Annotated in this window: 16 protein-coding genes and 1 pseudogene; 3 read left to right on the top strand and 14 right to left on the bottom strand. The window is 45.4% G+C overall.

The annotated features are described in order from the left end of the window. The first annotated feature begins 76 nt into the window (after window positions 1-76). Window positions 77-748 (top strand): response regulator transcription factor, encoded by a 672-nt coding sequence (locus tag SPSYN_RS05265; protein ID WP_161821467.1) that lies wholly within the window; start codon window positions 77-79, stop codon window positions 746-748. 43 nt (window positions 749-791) lie between these two features. Further along, window positions 792-2,189 carry a sensor histidine kinase gene (locus SPSYN_RS05270; RefSeq protein ID WP_161821468.1) on the top strand — a complete coding sequence of 466 codons (1,398 nt, stop codon included), beginning with the start codon at window positions 792-794 and terminating at the stop codon, window positions 2,187-2,189. A 1,288-nt stretch (window positions 2,190-3,477) separates the two neighbouring features. On the opposite strand, the gene SPSYN_RS05275 is transcribed toward SPSYN_RS05270, so the two are convergent. The 14 genes from SPSYN_RS05275 to SPSYN_RS05340 all read right to left on the bottom strand — a co-directional run bounded on the left by SPSYN_RS05275 (window position 3,478) and on the right by SPSYN_RS05340 (window position 15,386). Beyond that, window positions 3,478-4,695 (bottom strand): IS256 family transposase, encoded by a 1,218-nt coding sequence (locus SPSYN_RS05275; RefSeq protein ID WP_161821469.1) that lies wholly within the window; start codon window positions 4,693-4,695, stop codon window positions 3,478-3,480. Window positions 4,696-4,764: 69 nt separating this feature from the next. After that, complete coding sequence (locus tag SPSYN_RS05280; protein WP_161821470.1) at window positions 4,765-5,259, bottom strand: nucleotidyltransferase domain-containing protein; 495 nt, start codon at window positions 5,257-5,259, stop codon at window positions 4,765-4,767. A gap of 64 nt (window positions 5,260-5,323) precedes the next feature. Continuing rightward, window positions 5,324-5,713: a GNAT family N-acetyltransferase gene (locus SPSYN_RS05285; protein ID WP_161821471.1), complete on the bottom strand. Its 390-nt coding sequence runs from the start codon at window positions 5,711-5,713 to the stop codon at window positions 5,324-5,326. Between the two features lie 11 nt (window positions 5,714-5,724). Then, window positions 5,725-6,180 (bottom strand): DUF3788 family protein, encoded by a 456-nt coding sequence (locus tag SPSYN_RS05290; protein WP_161821472.1) that lies wholly within the window; start codon window positions 6,178-6,180, stop codon window positions 5,725-5,727. Window positions 6,181-6,255: 75 nt separating this feature from the next. Further along, entirely contained in the window at window positions 6,256-6,666 is a 411-nt protein-coding gene (locus SPSYN_RS05295) for an ester cyclase (RefSeq protein ID WP_161821473.1), read from the bottom strand. A 40-nt stretch (window positions 6,667-6,706) separates the two neighbouring features. Next, window positions 6,707-7,174 (bottom strand): hypothetical protein, encoded by a 468-nt coding sequence (locus SPSYN_RS05300; protein WP_161821474.1) that lies wholly within the window; start codon window positions 7,172-7,174, stop codon window positions 6,707-6,709. Window positions 7,175-8,045: 871 nt separating this feature from the next. Then, window positions 8,046-8,609, bottom strand: a complete 564-nt coding sequence (locus tag SPSYN_RS05305; protein ID WP_161821475.1) for a DUF1643 domain-containing protein — start codon at window positions 8,607-8,609, stop codon at window positions 8,046-8,048. 169 nt (window positions 8,610-8,778) lie between these two features. Continuing rightward, window positions 8,779-9,093: a tyrosine-type recombinase/integrase gene (locus SPSYN_RS05310; protein ID WP_161822199.1), complete on the bottom strand. Its 315-nt coding sequence runs from the start codon at window positions 9,091-9,093 to the stop codon at window positions 8,779-8,781. 145 nt (window positions 9,094-9,238) lie between these two features. Next, window positions 9,239-9,811 carry a D-Ala-D-Ala carboxypeptidase family metallohydrolase gene (locus SPSYN_RS05315; protein ID WP_161821476.1) on the bottom strand — a complete coding sequence of 191 codons (573 nt, stop codon included), beginning with the start codon at window positions 9,809-9,811 and terminating at the stop codon, window positions 9,239-9,241. 68 nt (window positions 9,812-9,879) lie between these two features. Next, window positions 9,880-10,068 carry a YvrJ family protein gene (locus SPSYN_RS05320; protein WP_341478853.1) on the bottom strand — a complete coding sequence of 63 codons (189 nt, stop codon included), beginning with the start codon at window positions 10,066-10,068 and terminating at the stop codon, window positions 9,880-9,882. A 471-nt stretch (window positions 10,069-10,539) separates the two neighbouring features. Further along, window positions 10,540-10,764: a DUF2922 domain-containing protein gene (locus SPSYN_RS05325; protein ID WP_161821477.1), complete on the bottom strand. Its 225-nt coding sequence runs from the start codon at window positions 10,762-10,764 to the stop codon at window positions 10,540-10,542. 86 nt (window positions 10,765-10,850) lie between these two features. Next, entirely contained in the window at window positions 10,851-11,078 is a 228-nt protein-coding gene (locus tag SPSYN_RS05330) for a DUF1659 domain-containing protein (RefSeq protein WP_161821478.1), read from the bottom strand. A 601-nt stretch (window positions 11,079-11,679) separates the two neighbouring features. Next, window positions 11,680-11,880 carry a hypothetical protein gene (locus SPSYN_RS05335; protein WP_161821479.1) on the bottom strand — a complete coding sequence of 67 codons (201 nt, stop codon included), beginning with the start codon at window positions 11,878-11,880 and terminating at the stop codon, window positions 11,680-11,682. Window positions 11,881-12,230: 350 nt separating this feature from the next. Beyond that, complete coding sequence (locus SPSYN_RS05340) at window positions 12,231-15,386, bottom strand: PAS domain S-box protein (RefSeq protein WP_161821480.1); 3,156 nt, start codon at window positions 15,384-15,386, stop codon at window positions 12,231-12,233. A 120-nt stretch (window positions 15,387-15,506) separates the two neighbouring features. Between SPSYN_RS05340 and SPSYN_RS15855 the strand changes: the two are divergent. Beyond that, window positions 15,507-15,698: pseudogene (locus SPSYN_RS15855) on the top strand (IS5/IS1182 family transposase); the annotation flags it as partial.

Genomic DNA, 15,698 nt, shown 5'->3' on the forward strand with positions numbered 1-15,698 from the left:
ATTATTGCTTATATTAATATCATAAATTAGATTAAAGTTAGATTCGCATATTATAATGTAGTCGGAGGTGATTACTGTGAGCATACAAATTCTAGTCGTTGAGGACGACGCACGTTTGCAAGATATGGTTTGCAAATTTCTCCGCAAAGAGGGCTGGCTTGTCGATGCCTGCATTGATGGCAAGTTGGCGCTTGAGCGTTTTTATGAAAATAAATATGACCTTATAATACTAGACATTATGTTACCCGGTATAAACGGGCAGGAATTGCTTCGCGAACTGCGAAAAATTCACGACACCCCGGTGCTAATGATGACCGCGCTGTCGGATGATGACAATCAGCTACGCGCTTTCGAGGGACAAACGGATGATTATGTGACCAAGCCGTTCTCAATGTCGATTCTCGTTAAGCGGACGGAGGCACTTCTGCGGCGTAGCGGCGTTCTGAAAAAGGAAATTCAAGCGGGCAAGCTGATTTTGTACCCGGAAACCTACGGCGCGGAATATGACGGCGAGAAAATCTTACTTACACCAAAAGAGTTTGAAATTCTAGAGCTATTCGTACGAAATGCTGGGAAAATCGTTCCCCACGAAACGTTTCTGACCCGCATTTGGGGATATGATTTCGAGGGTAACGAGGGCATTATTCATGCCAGTATAAAAAAACTGCGGGATAAACTTCCGGAGAAGCTAATCCGCACAGTCAAGGGCGTAGGTTATTACTTGGAGGCAAATAACAATAAAGAGTAAAAAAAGATTTTTCGGTATATTCGGCAAAGTGTTACTTTACACAATGCTGATTTTGCTAATTGTCATCAGCGGTATGTTCGCGTTTTTTTCCACCCAGATCAAAGCCGCCGTCACCTTGACCCAACAAAAGCAAGCCGCGGAGGACTTCCTGCCCTTGATGACGCAGTTGAAGGGGAAAACCAATGAGGAAATCACCGAGTTTGCGCGGAAGTTCCACGCAGAAAACCGCTCGTTTAAGTTTCGTTTTCAGAGTGCAGACGGGGAGATTTTATTTCAAACGGAGGATTTTGAAATGCCGTCAGGTTTTGAGATACCGCCGGATTTTGACAAAAAATTTTCTGCCTCGGGAAAGCTCATTATCCGAAAAAACGACATAATCGTCAATGGGAATGCCACCGGCCCCACAGGCGGCATTCCGGAGTGTATAGTGTTTCTGTCAGCAGAGAACGGCGTAAAGCTATCCATTATCACGCCATTTACGGGCAGAACAGTTTACGGTGAAATACTTACTAAAGCGGCGTGGACCTTCGGGCTGATTCTCGTGTTGAGCTTTTTAACCGCTGCCTTATTCGCCTGGCTCATCGCCAGCCCGGTACGGCGTATCGCGGCGGATGCGCGCAGTATGGCACAGTTACGCGACGTTGCGCCGCCGCTCCCGCGCAGTGACGAAATCGGTCAGCTTGCTGAAGATGTTTATTCGATGTACGTCGAGCTGAAATCCACTATTCGCAAACTCGAAACTGAGATGGAACACGTTAAGGAGATTGAAGAAAAGCAACGATATTTCTTTTCTGCCGCTTCCCACGAACTGAAAACACCGATAGCTGCAACAAGCGCAATTTTGGAGGGTTTGCTGGGAGATGTTATTGCTCCGGAGGAATATCCGGCGTATCTGCGCGAGTGTCTGAAACTGACTAAAGAGCAGACCCGACTTGTGTCGGAGATACTTGAGATAGTAAAGCTCGGCGATATCAACAAACGGGAGCAAGCGGTAGTAAACCTAAGGGATTGCGTAAACCATGTCCTGCCTCCGCTAATTCCCATTATTGAGGCAAAAGGGCAACAATTGACTGTTGAAATCGGCAAGGACATCTCTTGTACACTTGATACCGGGCTGTTTGCCAAGACTCTGTCCAATGTAATCCTCAATGCGGCGCAAAACTCGCCCGAAAACTCGGAAATCCGGGTTTGGGCAACGGAGCGAGTTGGAAGTGTTCGGCTTTCTGTTTGGAACGGCGACGCACACATTCCGACAGAAGCACTATCCGGGCTCTATGAGCCGTTTTATCGTGCCGATGCAGCGCGTACGGCAGGTAGCGGACGCAGTGGTTTGGGGCTAACTATTGCTCAAAAGGCACTTCAGCTACAAGGTTTCCCGTTCGCAATTGAGAACACCGGCGGTGGCGTACTGTTTTGGGTTGATATTAATTCCGCACGGTAAAGCGAAGCGATCCACAAAATGTTTACATTATAGTTTGATACGCGTTAGATTGCCCTCTTATACTTGGTGTATATTACAAAGTAAGGGGGCCATTTTTATGATTAAACTAAAAAAAGGAGCGAACAGCCTATGTATATCTTAGAAAACGGGTTCCGCAACGTCCTGCGGAACAAAGGTCGAAACATACTCATCGGCACATGATTTTCCCGTTATCGTCGTGACCGTCATCGCACTGATGATTAGTGGCACAGCAAACAGCATTATCGACGACTATAAGGGTCGGTTCAATTCGGAAGTCCGATTGCAGCCCAACGTCGACAAAGTACGCGAGGAAGCGATGAGCAACAACACTGACGGCTTAGTTCGTATGACAAAACTCACGAGCTAAATCTTCTTGGCTAATATTTAAATAACTTCTTAGTTCTTTAATAATTTCTGAGCTATTCATTATCAAAAACCTCCACTAGTACATTACATATATTATAACATCCGCAAGCAAAATTTGTAAAATTAAGTAAAAACGTTTGTTTCATTCTGTATATAAAAAGACCCCTCTCTGAACATCAGGAATCTCGGCGACATCGGCTATAAGCTGATCCATGCAACTCTGGCCAATAATCAACACGATAGTCGCCGATTAAAACATATCCTTTCGCAGGAAGGTTGCAGGGGAATCAATCTGCATATACAATGAAAATACTGGCGATTCTCATTTCCATCTGTTCGGCAAAGCTCCGTCTATAACCCCCACTCTCTCATTGGGCAATCATCCTGACAAGAGCAGCTTTGGACTTCAAGGTCAAAACAGGCCGTAAATCCAATGAATATTTAGTATTTGCACCAAGTGTGCTTAAACGCCGTAAAGCGCAATTCCAATTCAGGCATAGCCGCGTTGCAGTTCGGGTAATATATAGGACTGCCATATGAAATGTAATTTTTTCATAGACAGTCCAAGCATATTTTTACAATTTGTAACTTGAAAAAGATGTGGAAATTAGCCAAACTTCGAAATTGTGCGGCCGTTTTTTATGCACCTACGTCTTTCTTCGAATGCCGTGCAGAGCAGGAAGTTCGGGAATGTGAAATCTTACGTGTAAATGGTTTGATCCTGCTAATAACCGGTTAGGCTATTAATGGCTCTTTCCCGCCAGGAGGATAAGGCAACGGTGGAGACCGACCTGAGCGCCTGACGGGGTTCTGCCGGGGATAGCGGGGGTAGCCTTACGGGTTGCCCCTTATCCTTTACCTGCTATCCTTGAGGAGAACCAAAGCGATAAACTCATTCTTTTTATATGGCTAACTCTAACTGTAACCTATCACCAAAGTATATGGCAAGCTGTGAGATACAGCTATTCCACTCCCTGACCGGCATGGTCCATTTCTTAGCTGCTTCGACAGTAGCCAGGTAGATGATTTTTTTCAAGGCATCATCGGTAGGGTATGCAGTTTTAGTCTTGGTCACTTTGCGTAGTTGCCTGTGGTAACCCTCGATGATATTGGTTGTATAAATCATTTTGCGAATTTCGTATGGGTATTTAAAATAGGCTGTGAGTTCAAGCCAGTTTTTCTCCCAGGAACGAATTATGATGGGATGTTTTTTCTCCCAGTTTTCTTTGAATATTTCAAAGGCTAACTCTGCTTCATCAAGGGTTAACGCCTGGTATACTTGCTTAAGATCAGCCATCAACTCTTTTTGTTCTTTGTATGATACATACTTTAATGAATTACGTATTTGGTGTATGATACAAAGCTGAATTTCAGTCTTGGGAAAAACCGTGTTAATGGCCTCAGAAAATCCGGAAAGCCCGTCTTTACAGGCGATTAGTATGTCTTCTACACCTCTGTTTTTGAGTTCATTACACACGCCAAGCCAAAAACTGGCACTTTCGTTTTCGCCGATCCAGATACCAAGTATTTCTTTTTGGCCGGCCATATTAATGCCTAACACACTGTAGGCTGCTTTGTTTATTACCCTACTATCTTTACGAACCTTGAAATGAATCGCATCCAGAAAAACAATAGGGTAAACACGATCAAGCGTTCGGGACTGCCATTCAGTCACCATAGGTAATATTTTATCTGTTATTTTGCTGACCATAGTAGCTGATACATCAATACCGTAAATGTCACGCATATGGTCCTCAATATCACGGGTGGACATACCCTTAGCATACATAGCTATAATCTGGTCTTCAAGCTGATTAGAGGTCTTTTCATATTTGCCGATAATTCGCGGCTCAAATTCACCGTTTCGATCTCGGGGTATTTCTATATCCGTTTTACCAAACTTGGTTTGGATAGTTTTCTTGTTATAGCCGTTACGACTGTTACCGGTATTATTGCCATCAACGCTGTGTTTCTTATACCCAAGATGCTCTTCAATCTCAGCTTCGAATATCTGCTGGAGGGTGTCTTTAAACAAGCCTTTAAGCATCTCTTGTACATCATCTACAGTACGGCAATCCTTGGCTAGTTCCTTGATAGTTTTGTCTTGTAAGTCTTGCATAAATGGTCATCTCCCTTATTGGTAGTATTAACCATTTACACGTAACTAAATACGTTCTCATTTGCTCAGTTACTTGTATTCATTCGGAATAGGAATATTAAACCTCTCGCACAAAAGTCTTACATCATGAACATCATTTTCATCATGCTCATATCCCAGGTGAAATAAAACTTGATCTTCGGCACCAATACACTTTACCACTTTATCACCTATTTTCCCAATACCGCTGAATACACTTGAGGGATATGTTTCTCCCTCAAAAATAAGGTATCCTTTTTCGTTAAACTCAAATATATGAAGATCAATTATCCTGTCTTTAGCGTCTTTCCAAACCGTGTGAGAAGTAGTTGTATATGCTTCTTCAATTTCAGAAAAGCCTTTTTCTTTTATTATATCTATAAATTTTCTTCTATTGATTTTTTCCACAAATAAATCGATATCATTGTGCGCTCTTGTTTCTGTTTCTAATAGCGCATCAACTCCCCAACCGCCGTCGAGCCAAATATCAATCCCGTTATTGTCTGCATATGAAATTATCTCAATGGCATCCGCTTTATTTACCATAAAACCCTCCGTTCAAATTTAAATTATTCGCTTCAATAAACAACATTGTCTGGTGTGCCTTAATTCATTTAGCTTTAACTCCAAATATTGAACCCTCTCTACGATATCCAAGTTTTTCGTAATATAGATCGATATCGCTCATAACATAGACGGGTTGATCCGGAAAGTCTTGGCATACCCGTTCCATTAGGCTTTTTCCAATTTGCCTTCCCCGATGTGTTTTTCTTACGAGCAAATCATATATATAAACACCAAAACTATCATCTTCCCGACAGCGCGCATAACCGCACACAAGCGTTTCATCGCAAGCTATATAAATTATGCTCGATTCAAGTGCTTTAATATACTTATCACGGCCGACTACCCCATGGTAATCACTCCACTCATCTCCCTCATCAACAAGTAAGTCAAAAAGTAAGGATTCATCGGCTTTGCTGTATTTTTTAATCTCCATATATTCACCGCCTATTTTATGCTTTTCCTGAAATCAGCCAGCAAGAAAACTGCCTCAAATATTTCGTCCGAACACAAGTCAAAAACAATAGGAAAGTATTTCAGTTTTCCCATTTGTTGTGAATCCGATATCATTAGCTTAACCTCACTGTCAAGCGGAAGACTCAATACCTCTGCACGGGCTTTTTCGGGAATATAAATAGTCACCTTGAAAAAGCCGTCCCAAATCGATAGCCAAAAAATAGTTGTTTCATTTTGACCGCCTCGAACGCCCCTCCACTTGAAAAGTCCCTTTGCCAACCACGCCTTTCCGTCGTTGTAGTAACGCCAATCTATTTGAATATCGTGGCTTGCAATTTCGTTGATAAACTTTATATAGGCGTTGTTCGCTTCTCCAAGTGCCTTTGCAATAACATCACTTGACGGTGCGATATCAGGATTTCTGAGCATTTGTTCCGTACTTTTCATGCCAATAAACTCCCCAATTCTGTTTTCAGCATAGTATCAGCAGTATCCCATTTTACTGCTCAAATATAATCATAATTATGCCGGCTTAATGATTCCTTCTTCAAACAGAGCTTCAAATGTATTTACTGCCCCGCCATGCTCAACAATCTTTCCATCAATCAGCTTATCAATATCAACACCTGTCATCCGCAGCTTTTTGCCAGTGGGCTTCATGCCCAGCCACTCACCCAGATGTGTACCCTCCATAATAAATTCTGAGATTACTGTATCGCCGTCAGTGTATTGGCGAATAATTTTCATTTTCAAATCTGGGTAAGTTTTCCGAACTTCAATCATATGTTGTTTCATACCCTCTATACCTACCGGAATAATTCTTTCACCTATTCTTACAATACAGTTATCTGCAATGTAATCAGAAAGTTCATCAATCAAGTTGTTTGAAGTGATATATTCATAAAAATGTTTAATTATTTTCATATTATCCATGCCAATACTACTCCTTTCATCTGGTGCGCTTTTTTTACAATCACACCTTTTCCAATTCTGATTTTATTAGCTTAAGAATATAATCAGCACTTTCATCGTCTATCTTATGCAGAAAAGCCATACTTCTGCATTTCTTGTATTCCACTCCGTCCATTATAAAGGTATATCCTGCCGAACATATAGGCGAACAGGTACCGCCCACCAGCTTTTTACAATCACCTGATTTAATGATTTCCTTTTTCATTTTATCTGGGAAATCATTCAAGATAGCATCATAGGCACTTATACCTGCGGCATAAATCCTTATCTTTATGCCTGTTTTCCTAAAAACATAATTCAATAATGATTTCCCTGAGCCCGGAAGCATATATGTGGTAACATATCCGTTCTTTGCAGGTTCAATCTTTCTCTTGCACTCTTTCCCCAAAAGATAATCGTCTAATTCAAGAACAAACTCCTGAAGATTCGGCGGAACCTCGTTTAAAAATAGTGTAAACTTTTCGTTCATAATTGGCCTCCTTATTTTTAGTTTCCGCAATGTTTGTCAAACATCCAACCTGACCACACAACCTCAAAAAACTCCGAAAAAACATCTAACCCGACCACTCACGAACGCTGACATCTAACCTGACCACTCGCCAAGCACTGACATCTAACCTGACCACTTGACTATCAAAAACCGCTCTTATGGACTTGTTTCCACGAAGCGATATTTTCATGATTTTACTCAGTGGGTTTTATACCCATATGTGCTAAAAGCCTTGATATATAAGGGTTTTCGGTACACTCACTTCTCAGCCCTTGTTATCAATACTACCGTCTCAACGTGCCCCGTCTGGGGGAACATATCCACCGGTAATACATTCTGTAAAAGATATAAAGCTGGTACTTATATCGTTTGTTCCTGGCCAGTTGACTGGATAAAGGAAACTTAACAACCCTTCCAGGCACCGTTAAACCAGAGCACCAATTGTCTTGAGCGACAGACGCTACTGGGCTGCTTCAACACCACAACCTCAATGTACTAACAGTTTATCATAAACAACAGAAACCAGGTATTTACCTGGTTTTCACAACATCAGTTACTTTATTTTGGCTACATATGCAACACCCGTAGTAATGATGGAGCCTTGCTTACACGGCATAATTAAAGTATGAAATACTCATCTAACTGTTGGCTCTAAATCACCCCACCCAACGCGCCTTCCCCCCTGCCCGCACGTCAACATGCGAAGTTCTGAAAATTAAAACTCCTTGACCAGTTGTTCTATCTTGTTCGGAAAGAAGTATTTATTCAGGTATTCTATTAGCAAGAGGTTTTGGCGATGATGGTCTGGGTTTAGTTGTTCCGAGATCTTATAAGTATCTTCTTTACATTATTATACTGGTGGGTTCCAAACATACTTCTTTATTCCACTGTTTACACTCCAAACCTGTGCATGTCTAGGGTACCAGCCTTTGCCGGCGCAATTTTGAACATAAAAAAGGTTCTTTCCTTTAATGATATTAATAACCTGCTTGATTCTACTTTTGTACTGCCTTGTCAACCCAAATGTATTACTGCCCCAAGCTACAATAACTTCATCTACCTCATTGACTAAACTTTTAATAATTTCATTATTTTCTGTTCCGATAGCTATATGTTCCTGGCCATCTTCTATCATACCCCGAATCTTGCCAGAATCCGTTGAATAATACGAATACAAGTTTATTATATTAACTTCGGAATAGCCCTCACTATTGCAAAATGTTAAAACTCTGTCAATAGTAAGATCAGAAAATTCCTTATTAGCCTTACTTGGGTTCTTCATTATTACTAAAACTTTCTTCCCTTCGTTCTGTAATGGTATTCTTAATAGATATCTATAATTATTTTCAATGTCCCCCTTGAACACTATGTCTTTTTTCCTAACAAATGATTTATAATGATAAATTTGCTCCATATTTAACTACCCCCATGGACAAATATATTATTTCTCCTACAAAATTACCACAAAAATTTTCGCACCATTTGCTGACGTGTTAATTTGCACAAATGGAAGCACCCCCCCATTTAGAAAAGGTGCATTAAAAAAGAGTGGGTTTGCTTACCACTCTAAGGCTTCAAGGCATCTAACTTATCTTGCTCAGTTGTGGGGTATATATATTTGTGGTCTGGATGAAATCGTGGCCGAGAATTTGCTGTATTGTAGCAATAGGAACATTTTGCTTCACAATGTTATAACTTAGGCTATGGCGGCACATATGAGCCGATACTTCAACTACTACCCTTTGCCCATATTTTTTAAGGATTAAGTTAATCGCATTTCGTTTCAAGGCTCCACGCTGCCCTATTAATAGTAAGTCAATGTCACTGGCTGGTCTAATCGCAAGGTAATCTTTAATTGCCTTCAGAACATCCTTATTAAGTGGAAGCGTCCTATTAATATTTCCTTAATTCCGTTTTCATAAAGCTATTTGCATAAGGCGTTGAAGCTGGCAATTTTAAGGACGCTTCAAAAAAAGTAAATTACAGTTGTGAAACTTGTGATGATAAAGTTATCCCTCACCAAGGTAAATTAAGGTAATGGCATTATGTACACACCCAACGCGCCTTCCCCCCGGCCCGCACGTCAACATGCGTAAAACCGGCATACCTTCCCACCCCGGCAAAGCCTATCTTTTCAGCGGCTGCTGCCACTTCACCCGGGGCTGCACCAGTTACTGCGATATCCGCCGCATTGCCCGGCAGGTGCTGGCTTTGCCTGGCGCCGCCCACTGCACGGTTGTGCGCGGCGCAGCGGTAAGCGGAGTTAATCACCACCGGCTTGCCGCCCAGCTGTTCCCGCAGCTGCTCCAGCAGGTGAACCAGGCGCGGGTTCACCCGCACCAGACCGCAGCAGCGGCAGGCGAATTCTGTTTCAGCAAAATGGGGGCCGAGCCGGCGACCCGGTTGAGGCTGGTGGGGCAGCAGCAGGGCCAGTGCCGCCAGGGTCTGCGGGCCGGCCACGCCGTCGGGCTTAAGCCCGCAGCATTGCTGCAGCTGCTCAACTGCGCGGCGGGTGCGAGGTCCGAAGTCACCGTCCGCCGGACCGGGGTCGAAGCCGGCAGCGGCCAGCTGCTGCTGCAGTTTTTGTACGCTGGCTCCTTTAGCACCTGTTTGCATTTATATAGTCATTCCTTTCACTTCATTTAAAATACAAATCATTCAAGATACAAGCGGCATGAAATAGGTTATGGGTAACGTGCCCGGCCGCACTCTACAATTTGCTGCATTTGCTCCACATCTATATTGGACTGCCTGGCCACGACCATGGTCAGCAGGGTGATGGACTTTTCCAGATCCCTGATCAGCGGTTCCAGCCGCACCAGCAGGTAGCCTGCCACTGCCATGGGAAACCCGTAATTAGCGGCCAGTTGCATGATCTCCTCCAGCAGGCTTCACCTCCTTGGTTAGTTGGTTGGGCAAGTTGGTCTCGGTTAGCTCGTTCGCGTTGGCAATATTACCCTTAAGAAGAAGGGTTTGCGATAACACTGAAGAAGTTAAGGTTAAAGTAAATAAAGGAGTTGTCCGGCATGGATCTAAACAGTATTTTGTACTTTTGGGGATTAATATTTCTTGCCGCGGGTTTCCTTTTTTTAGGTTCTCTTTTGCTGCAATATCTTTGGAATACAACAATACCGGAGTTATTTAACTTAAAGCCGGTAACTTACTGGCAAGCTTTCCGGCTTCTACTTATAGCCGGTTTACTATTTGGTGGTCCGAACTTAATAATTTGATGCAATGTGCAGGTCGGGTCTGCTGTCGCGCGTTCGAGGAAAAGCCGAAAGTTACAGGGCTGCGACAAGGAGGAATCGTCCCCGGTGTCGCAGGTCCCGCTTCTCCGGTAGTCTCTAGGCTTCATAAAGCACAGTGGTTGTGGTGTCGATAATTTGCGCGCTGTATTTGGACACCAGATCGCCGCCGGCGGTATTGAAAATGTTTTTGGCGATAATCTGATCCATCGCGGCGGTCACTTCGGCCTGGGTCAGGGTATCTTTGGGGTTGTCCAGCGAAATGGTGGTCCTGGTGCCCGCCGCGTTGACAAAGCTCATCTGCAAAGTTTGTTTTGCTGCCATTTTAAAGCGCCTCCTTTCCCCGGCTTAATTGATTAATCCATGCTTTATCCGGCCGGCCGGGAGCCGGAAAGCCTTTAATTAAGCGGCTAGATTTCTTCTTCCAATACAGCGCTGTCCACACGAAGCACCGCCGTTAAGCTGTACTCCTGCAGTGCGACCAGGGCCTGGGCTACATCGTAAATGTCCTGGTCTAAAGCGGTGGTTTTAACGTTGCTCAGGCTCTTGGTACGATAAACGGGATCTCCGTCGCCGTCCAGCCCGGTTTGAAACTGCAGGCGCAAAGTTGTGCCGCTGGGTACTTTTTCAACTGCCATTTAGTTCACCTCTCCCTCATTAGTTTAGTAATGGACGGCGGGGGGCCGAATCCCCGCCGCCCAACAAAAAAAGGCCGAAAATTCTTTCGGCCAAATTAAAGTTATCATACAAAAGTGACCTATTCAAGCAAAAAAAAGTTATACTCCTGTCTTTGACACTTAAAGGAGACAAAAAGCCTGAAATCCCTTGAAAATAGTGGGATTCAGGCTTTTTTATTCGTAAAAAAAAGCGTAATGTTATCTAGTTTTCGTTAGCTTAAAGATCTTTTTATATGCTTTAAAGTAACGATTTCGTAGTCTGTGCGAAAACTGAACGCTTCGTGTAAAACATCGGTAAAGTCAGTTCTGGTATCTATCGGCACATAGCCTTCTTTCTTTAATTCCTTTTTCCTCAAGTTTAGGAGTTATTAACTTGGTTAATTAAACTCCCCCGAATTTCAGAGCTGCAAAGGCATAACTTAACTGGCGTTGTACTCCCGCTTAAGCGGTCAGGGGACACACCTTTACACGAAATGTCCCCAATTACTGGGCAGACTCACGTCAAGCAAGTCAGGTTAAATTCCCGCACTACTTTCCCGGCTGCCGGTTGGCCGGCATCTTCCTAAGTAAAGGTCACCAGCTCTTCGTTATCCTCCCCGTCCTCCAGGTTTGCGGCGCCGCCGGGCCGGGTTATATCTGGCCGACGCTTTGCCGCCAATGCAAACAGGTCCGGCTGGACTGATTTAAACACCATGTCTACGGTTTCGCTGGGGCAAAACCGGCGCAGCTCCAGCATAGTAGTGCTAACATAAAAGTTGACCACCGCGAGAGCCCAATCCTGTATGATTGAAGTTGCTGAGACACCAACATACAGGAGGAAAAGACATGCTCGAAATGGTCGATATTGAGTATATCAGAAAAAGCACTTTATTGAAGGCTGTTCAATACGTAAAATCAGCCGTAACCTTAACGTAGAACGACAAACCGTTAATAAAGCACTTTTTTAATTGACATTACTACCAGCAGGTTGTCGCTGGCCGGTTCAGTATCTTCCAGGCTCACCCAAATAGATTGTGCCCGGCTGTCGGTCAACACTTTGTTGACGATTTCTATTTTTCTTGATCCGGGCTTGAAAATCCGCCCGGCTCATTTATGCGCACCCCCACGACCATTTTATTCCATGCCGGGCGGGCGCTGTTCTGACGCAACGGGGAAGTGCAGGCAAAAAGTCGTCCCCTCAGTACCGGTCTCGTAGTCGATCCGGGCGTTGTGACGGGCGGCGATACTGTAGCAGACGGCCAGACCCAGGCCGGTGCCGTGGTCTTTGGTGGTGAGAAAGGGGGTGCCCAGCCGGTCGATAATCTCGGGCGGCAGCCCGGTTCCTTCATCTTTAAGATACAGAATCACCTCGCCGGCTTCCTGCCTGGTGCCGATGGTCAGCGTGCCCCGGGGTGACATGGCGTCCATGGCGTTGCGGGACATGTTTAAAATCAGCTGCCGGATCTCATTCACATCGACGGCTGCTTCAGGCGGGCTGTTCAGGTCCAGCTTGACATCCATCTCCCTGAGATTGGCTTCCGACATGATCACGGGCAGCAGTGCCCGGACCACCTGGTCCAAAAGGTGCGGCTGCAAGTTAACGGGCTTATCGCTGTCCATGTTCAGGTATTCGGTGATGATCCCGTTCGCCTGGTCCACTTCTTCTATCATCAGGTCAAAATAGGCCCGGTCACCGGCGTACTGTGGTTTCTTGCCCAGCAGCTGCAGGAAACCCCGCACCGCCGTTAACGGGTTCCTGATCTCGTGACCGATGCCGGCCGCCATTTCGCCGATCAAGCTGAGCCGGTCCAGACGGGCCATCTCGGCTTCCATCATTTTCTCCTTGGTTACGTCTTTGGCTATGGAGATCCTTTGCTGCCGGCCGTCTATTTCGACAACCTCGATGGCAAACAGCACATTGATTAACTGCCCGGCTTTAGATCGCAGCACTGTTTCATGATTCTTTAAAAAACCTGATTGATGAATTTCTTGCTTGCGTTGCTCATACTGCTGCTCATCCGTGATGCAACCCAATTCCAGTGGAGTGCGGCCGAGCACCTCGGCACGGGTATAACCCAGCACCTCGGTGTATTTGGGGTTGATATCCACAAACCTATCAGTGGCCATGTCGATGATAACAATTATATCCGGGTTGTTATTAAATATCTTGCTAAAACGCTCTTCCGAATGGCGCAGGGCTTCTTCCGCTCTCATCCGCTCAATCAGGTCGGCGGCCTGGTGGGCCAGCAGGTCCACCAGCTGCAGGTCTTGTTCCTTCGGCCTGTGAGGTGAGCGGAGGTAGGTGGAGAGCATCCCCACTATTATGCCGGAGCGGCTGATCAGCGGGGTTGACTGAACTGCCCGCGCTCCCGCCTGTAGCATTACCTCCAGGGCAGGCGTACCGGCAAAGATGGGACTGCGGGTGACATCCTCCACGATCACCCGCTCACCACGCTGCAGAGCCGTCCCACTGCAACCGGTTTCCTGCTCCACAACGGCGAAGTAATCCAGAAAAGGTTGTTTAAAACCCCGGTATGCCATGATCCTGAGCGAGCCGGATTCAGCCTCCAGTAACTGGATATTGCCCATATCCGCGCCGGTAAAGTCAATGGCCAGCTCGAGGATATCGCCCAGAATAGCAGGTAAATCACTATTGTTAACATACGAGGTGCTGATCTTGTCCAGGCGGCTCATGGCGTATCCCTGCTCGGCCTGCTTCAGCTCCGTGATATCGCGGGCAATGCTTACCGCTCCGATGATGGTGCCGTTAACATCGCGTACCGGGGCAGCGTTGCTCTGGCGGTATTTCAACTCGTTATCAACGGGCGTGCGGATAATCTCTACCAGGTTCACGACTTTTTCCCCTTTGAGGGCCCGCAATGTGAAACATTCATCCAAGGGGCGAGGACTGCCGTCAGCACGATAAATTTCCAGGGAGGCTGCTACTTCCACCATATTAATCCCCAGGTAGCTGGCACCGAATGCTTCCTGAACTGATTGGTTGGTCATGGTTATTTTCCCGCTGCTATCAACAAACCATACCTCGTCGGGTATATTATTAACGAGCGCAGATAAACTGTCTCTTTCCATACGGACGGCGTTCAACAAACGCTGTTTATCCTCTTCCATTTGCTTGCGCTCGCTGATATCCGCATGCATGGTCAGGCTGCCCTGGTATTGGCCACGGGCGTCATAGAGCGGGGTTGTGTTGCACTGTGTCCAGACAAGGCTGCCGTCTTTATGACGCAATTTATATTCGCGGGCTATATTATGGCCGGCGTTGAGTCTCTTGCGGTCTGCCCGGGACTGTTCAACCTGGTCCTCAGCAACGTAATCCCAGCTAAACCGGCCCAGGAGTTCATCTTGGGTGTAGCCCAGCATATCCACCGTTTGTTGATTGACAAAGACTATGCGACCTTCGGCGTCACACTCGACGATGCCTTCCCCGGCCGTCTCGATAAAGCCACGGAATTTCTCCTCCGATGCGCGCAGCGCCTGCTCGGTTTTCGCCCGTTCCACTGCTTTCCATGTCCGCTGCGCGGCGTCCTTTAAAATAGCCAGTTCATAATCTGTCCACTTCCGCGGGCTGCTTTGCAGGACACCGAAATTCGCAACCCAGCGACCTTCTTTAATTAGCGGAACAGTCATACTTGCATAAACGCCGGGACTTGTGCCCGCTTCTCTTGCGGGCGGTTGCTTTAGCGGGGTCGTGGTTTGGCCTTCTACAATCAGGGGTTCTCCACGGCGTAATACATCCATGGCTGCTCCAAAACTGCTAACCGGAAAATCTCCTGTTATCTTCCTGGCGCCGCAAGGTACATAGCTATCTTCAATATGGATCGTACTGCCGTTGTCGGTAATCTCATTGTACAGAACCCGGTCAACGCCAAGATGCTCGCAGACAACCTGCGCCGCTGTCCGTTTAATTTCTTTGGCGTCTGAAAGCGGCCGCAGCATATCGCTGAGCTTGAGCTGAAAAGCTTGGCGTTCTTTACTTTTTCGGAGTTCTACCTCCATCTCCTTCCGCTTAGTAATATCAGTAGCCATAATGGCAAATCTGTCTTGATCGCCAAGGGGTAATGCCAGAACATTATACCAACAGCCGGTAGATACATCGAACAGCTCAAATGTTTCAAATTTACCTGTTTTTACAATTTCCCCATATTTGATGAACCATTCTGTTTCAATATCAGGATAAAAATCCGTGACTTTTTTGCCTACAATTTCGTGCTTGGCCAGGCCCATAATTTTCGCAGTTACAGAGTTGACATCCAAATAAGTGTTTTGCATAATCCATAAGCCAATAGAATCAAGGGTTTCAAGGCCACAAAAAAGGACTTCACCCCTTGTTTTGCCGAATATTACAAGTAGCACCTAATAACAAACGACAAAAACCAGAGGTGAAGTTACTTGTATATTCAACAACAGTGCCTGTTTTCCTTTGACGAAATTATGAAACTGCAACCGGAAACCCGGTTAGAAAAGATTTTTCATACCCTCGATCTTAGCCCCATTATTGATAACTTTGAGAAAAGTTCTTTAGGGCCTAATGGGTACTCTATGGCTGCAAAGTTACGAGCTCTGTTTGCAATGGTTATTGAA

Source organism: Sporotomaculum syntrophicum, from assembly GCF_009932395.1.
Classification (GTDB): domain Bacteria; phylum Bacillota; class Desulfotomaculia; order Desulfotomaculales; family Desulfallaceae; genus Sporotomaculum; species Sporotomaculum syntrophicum.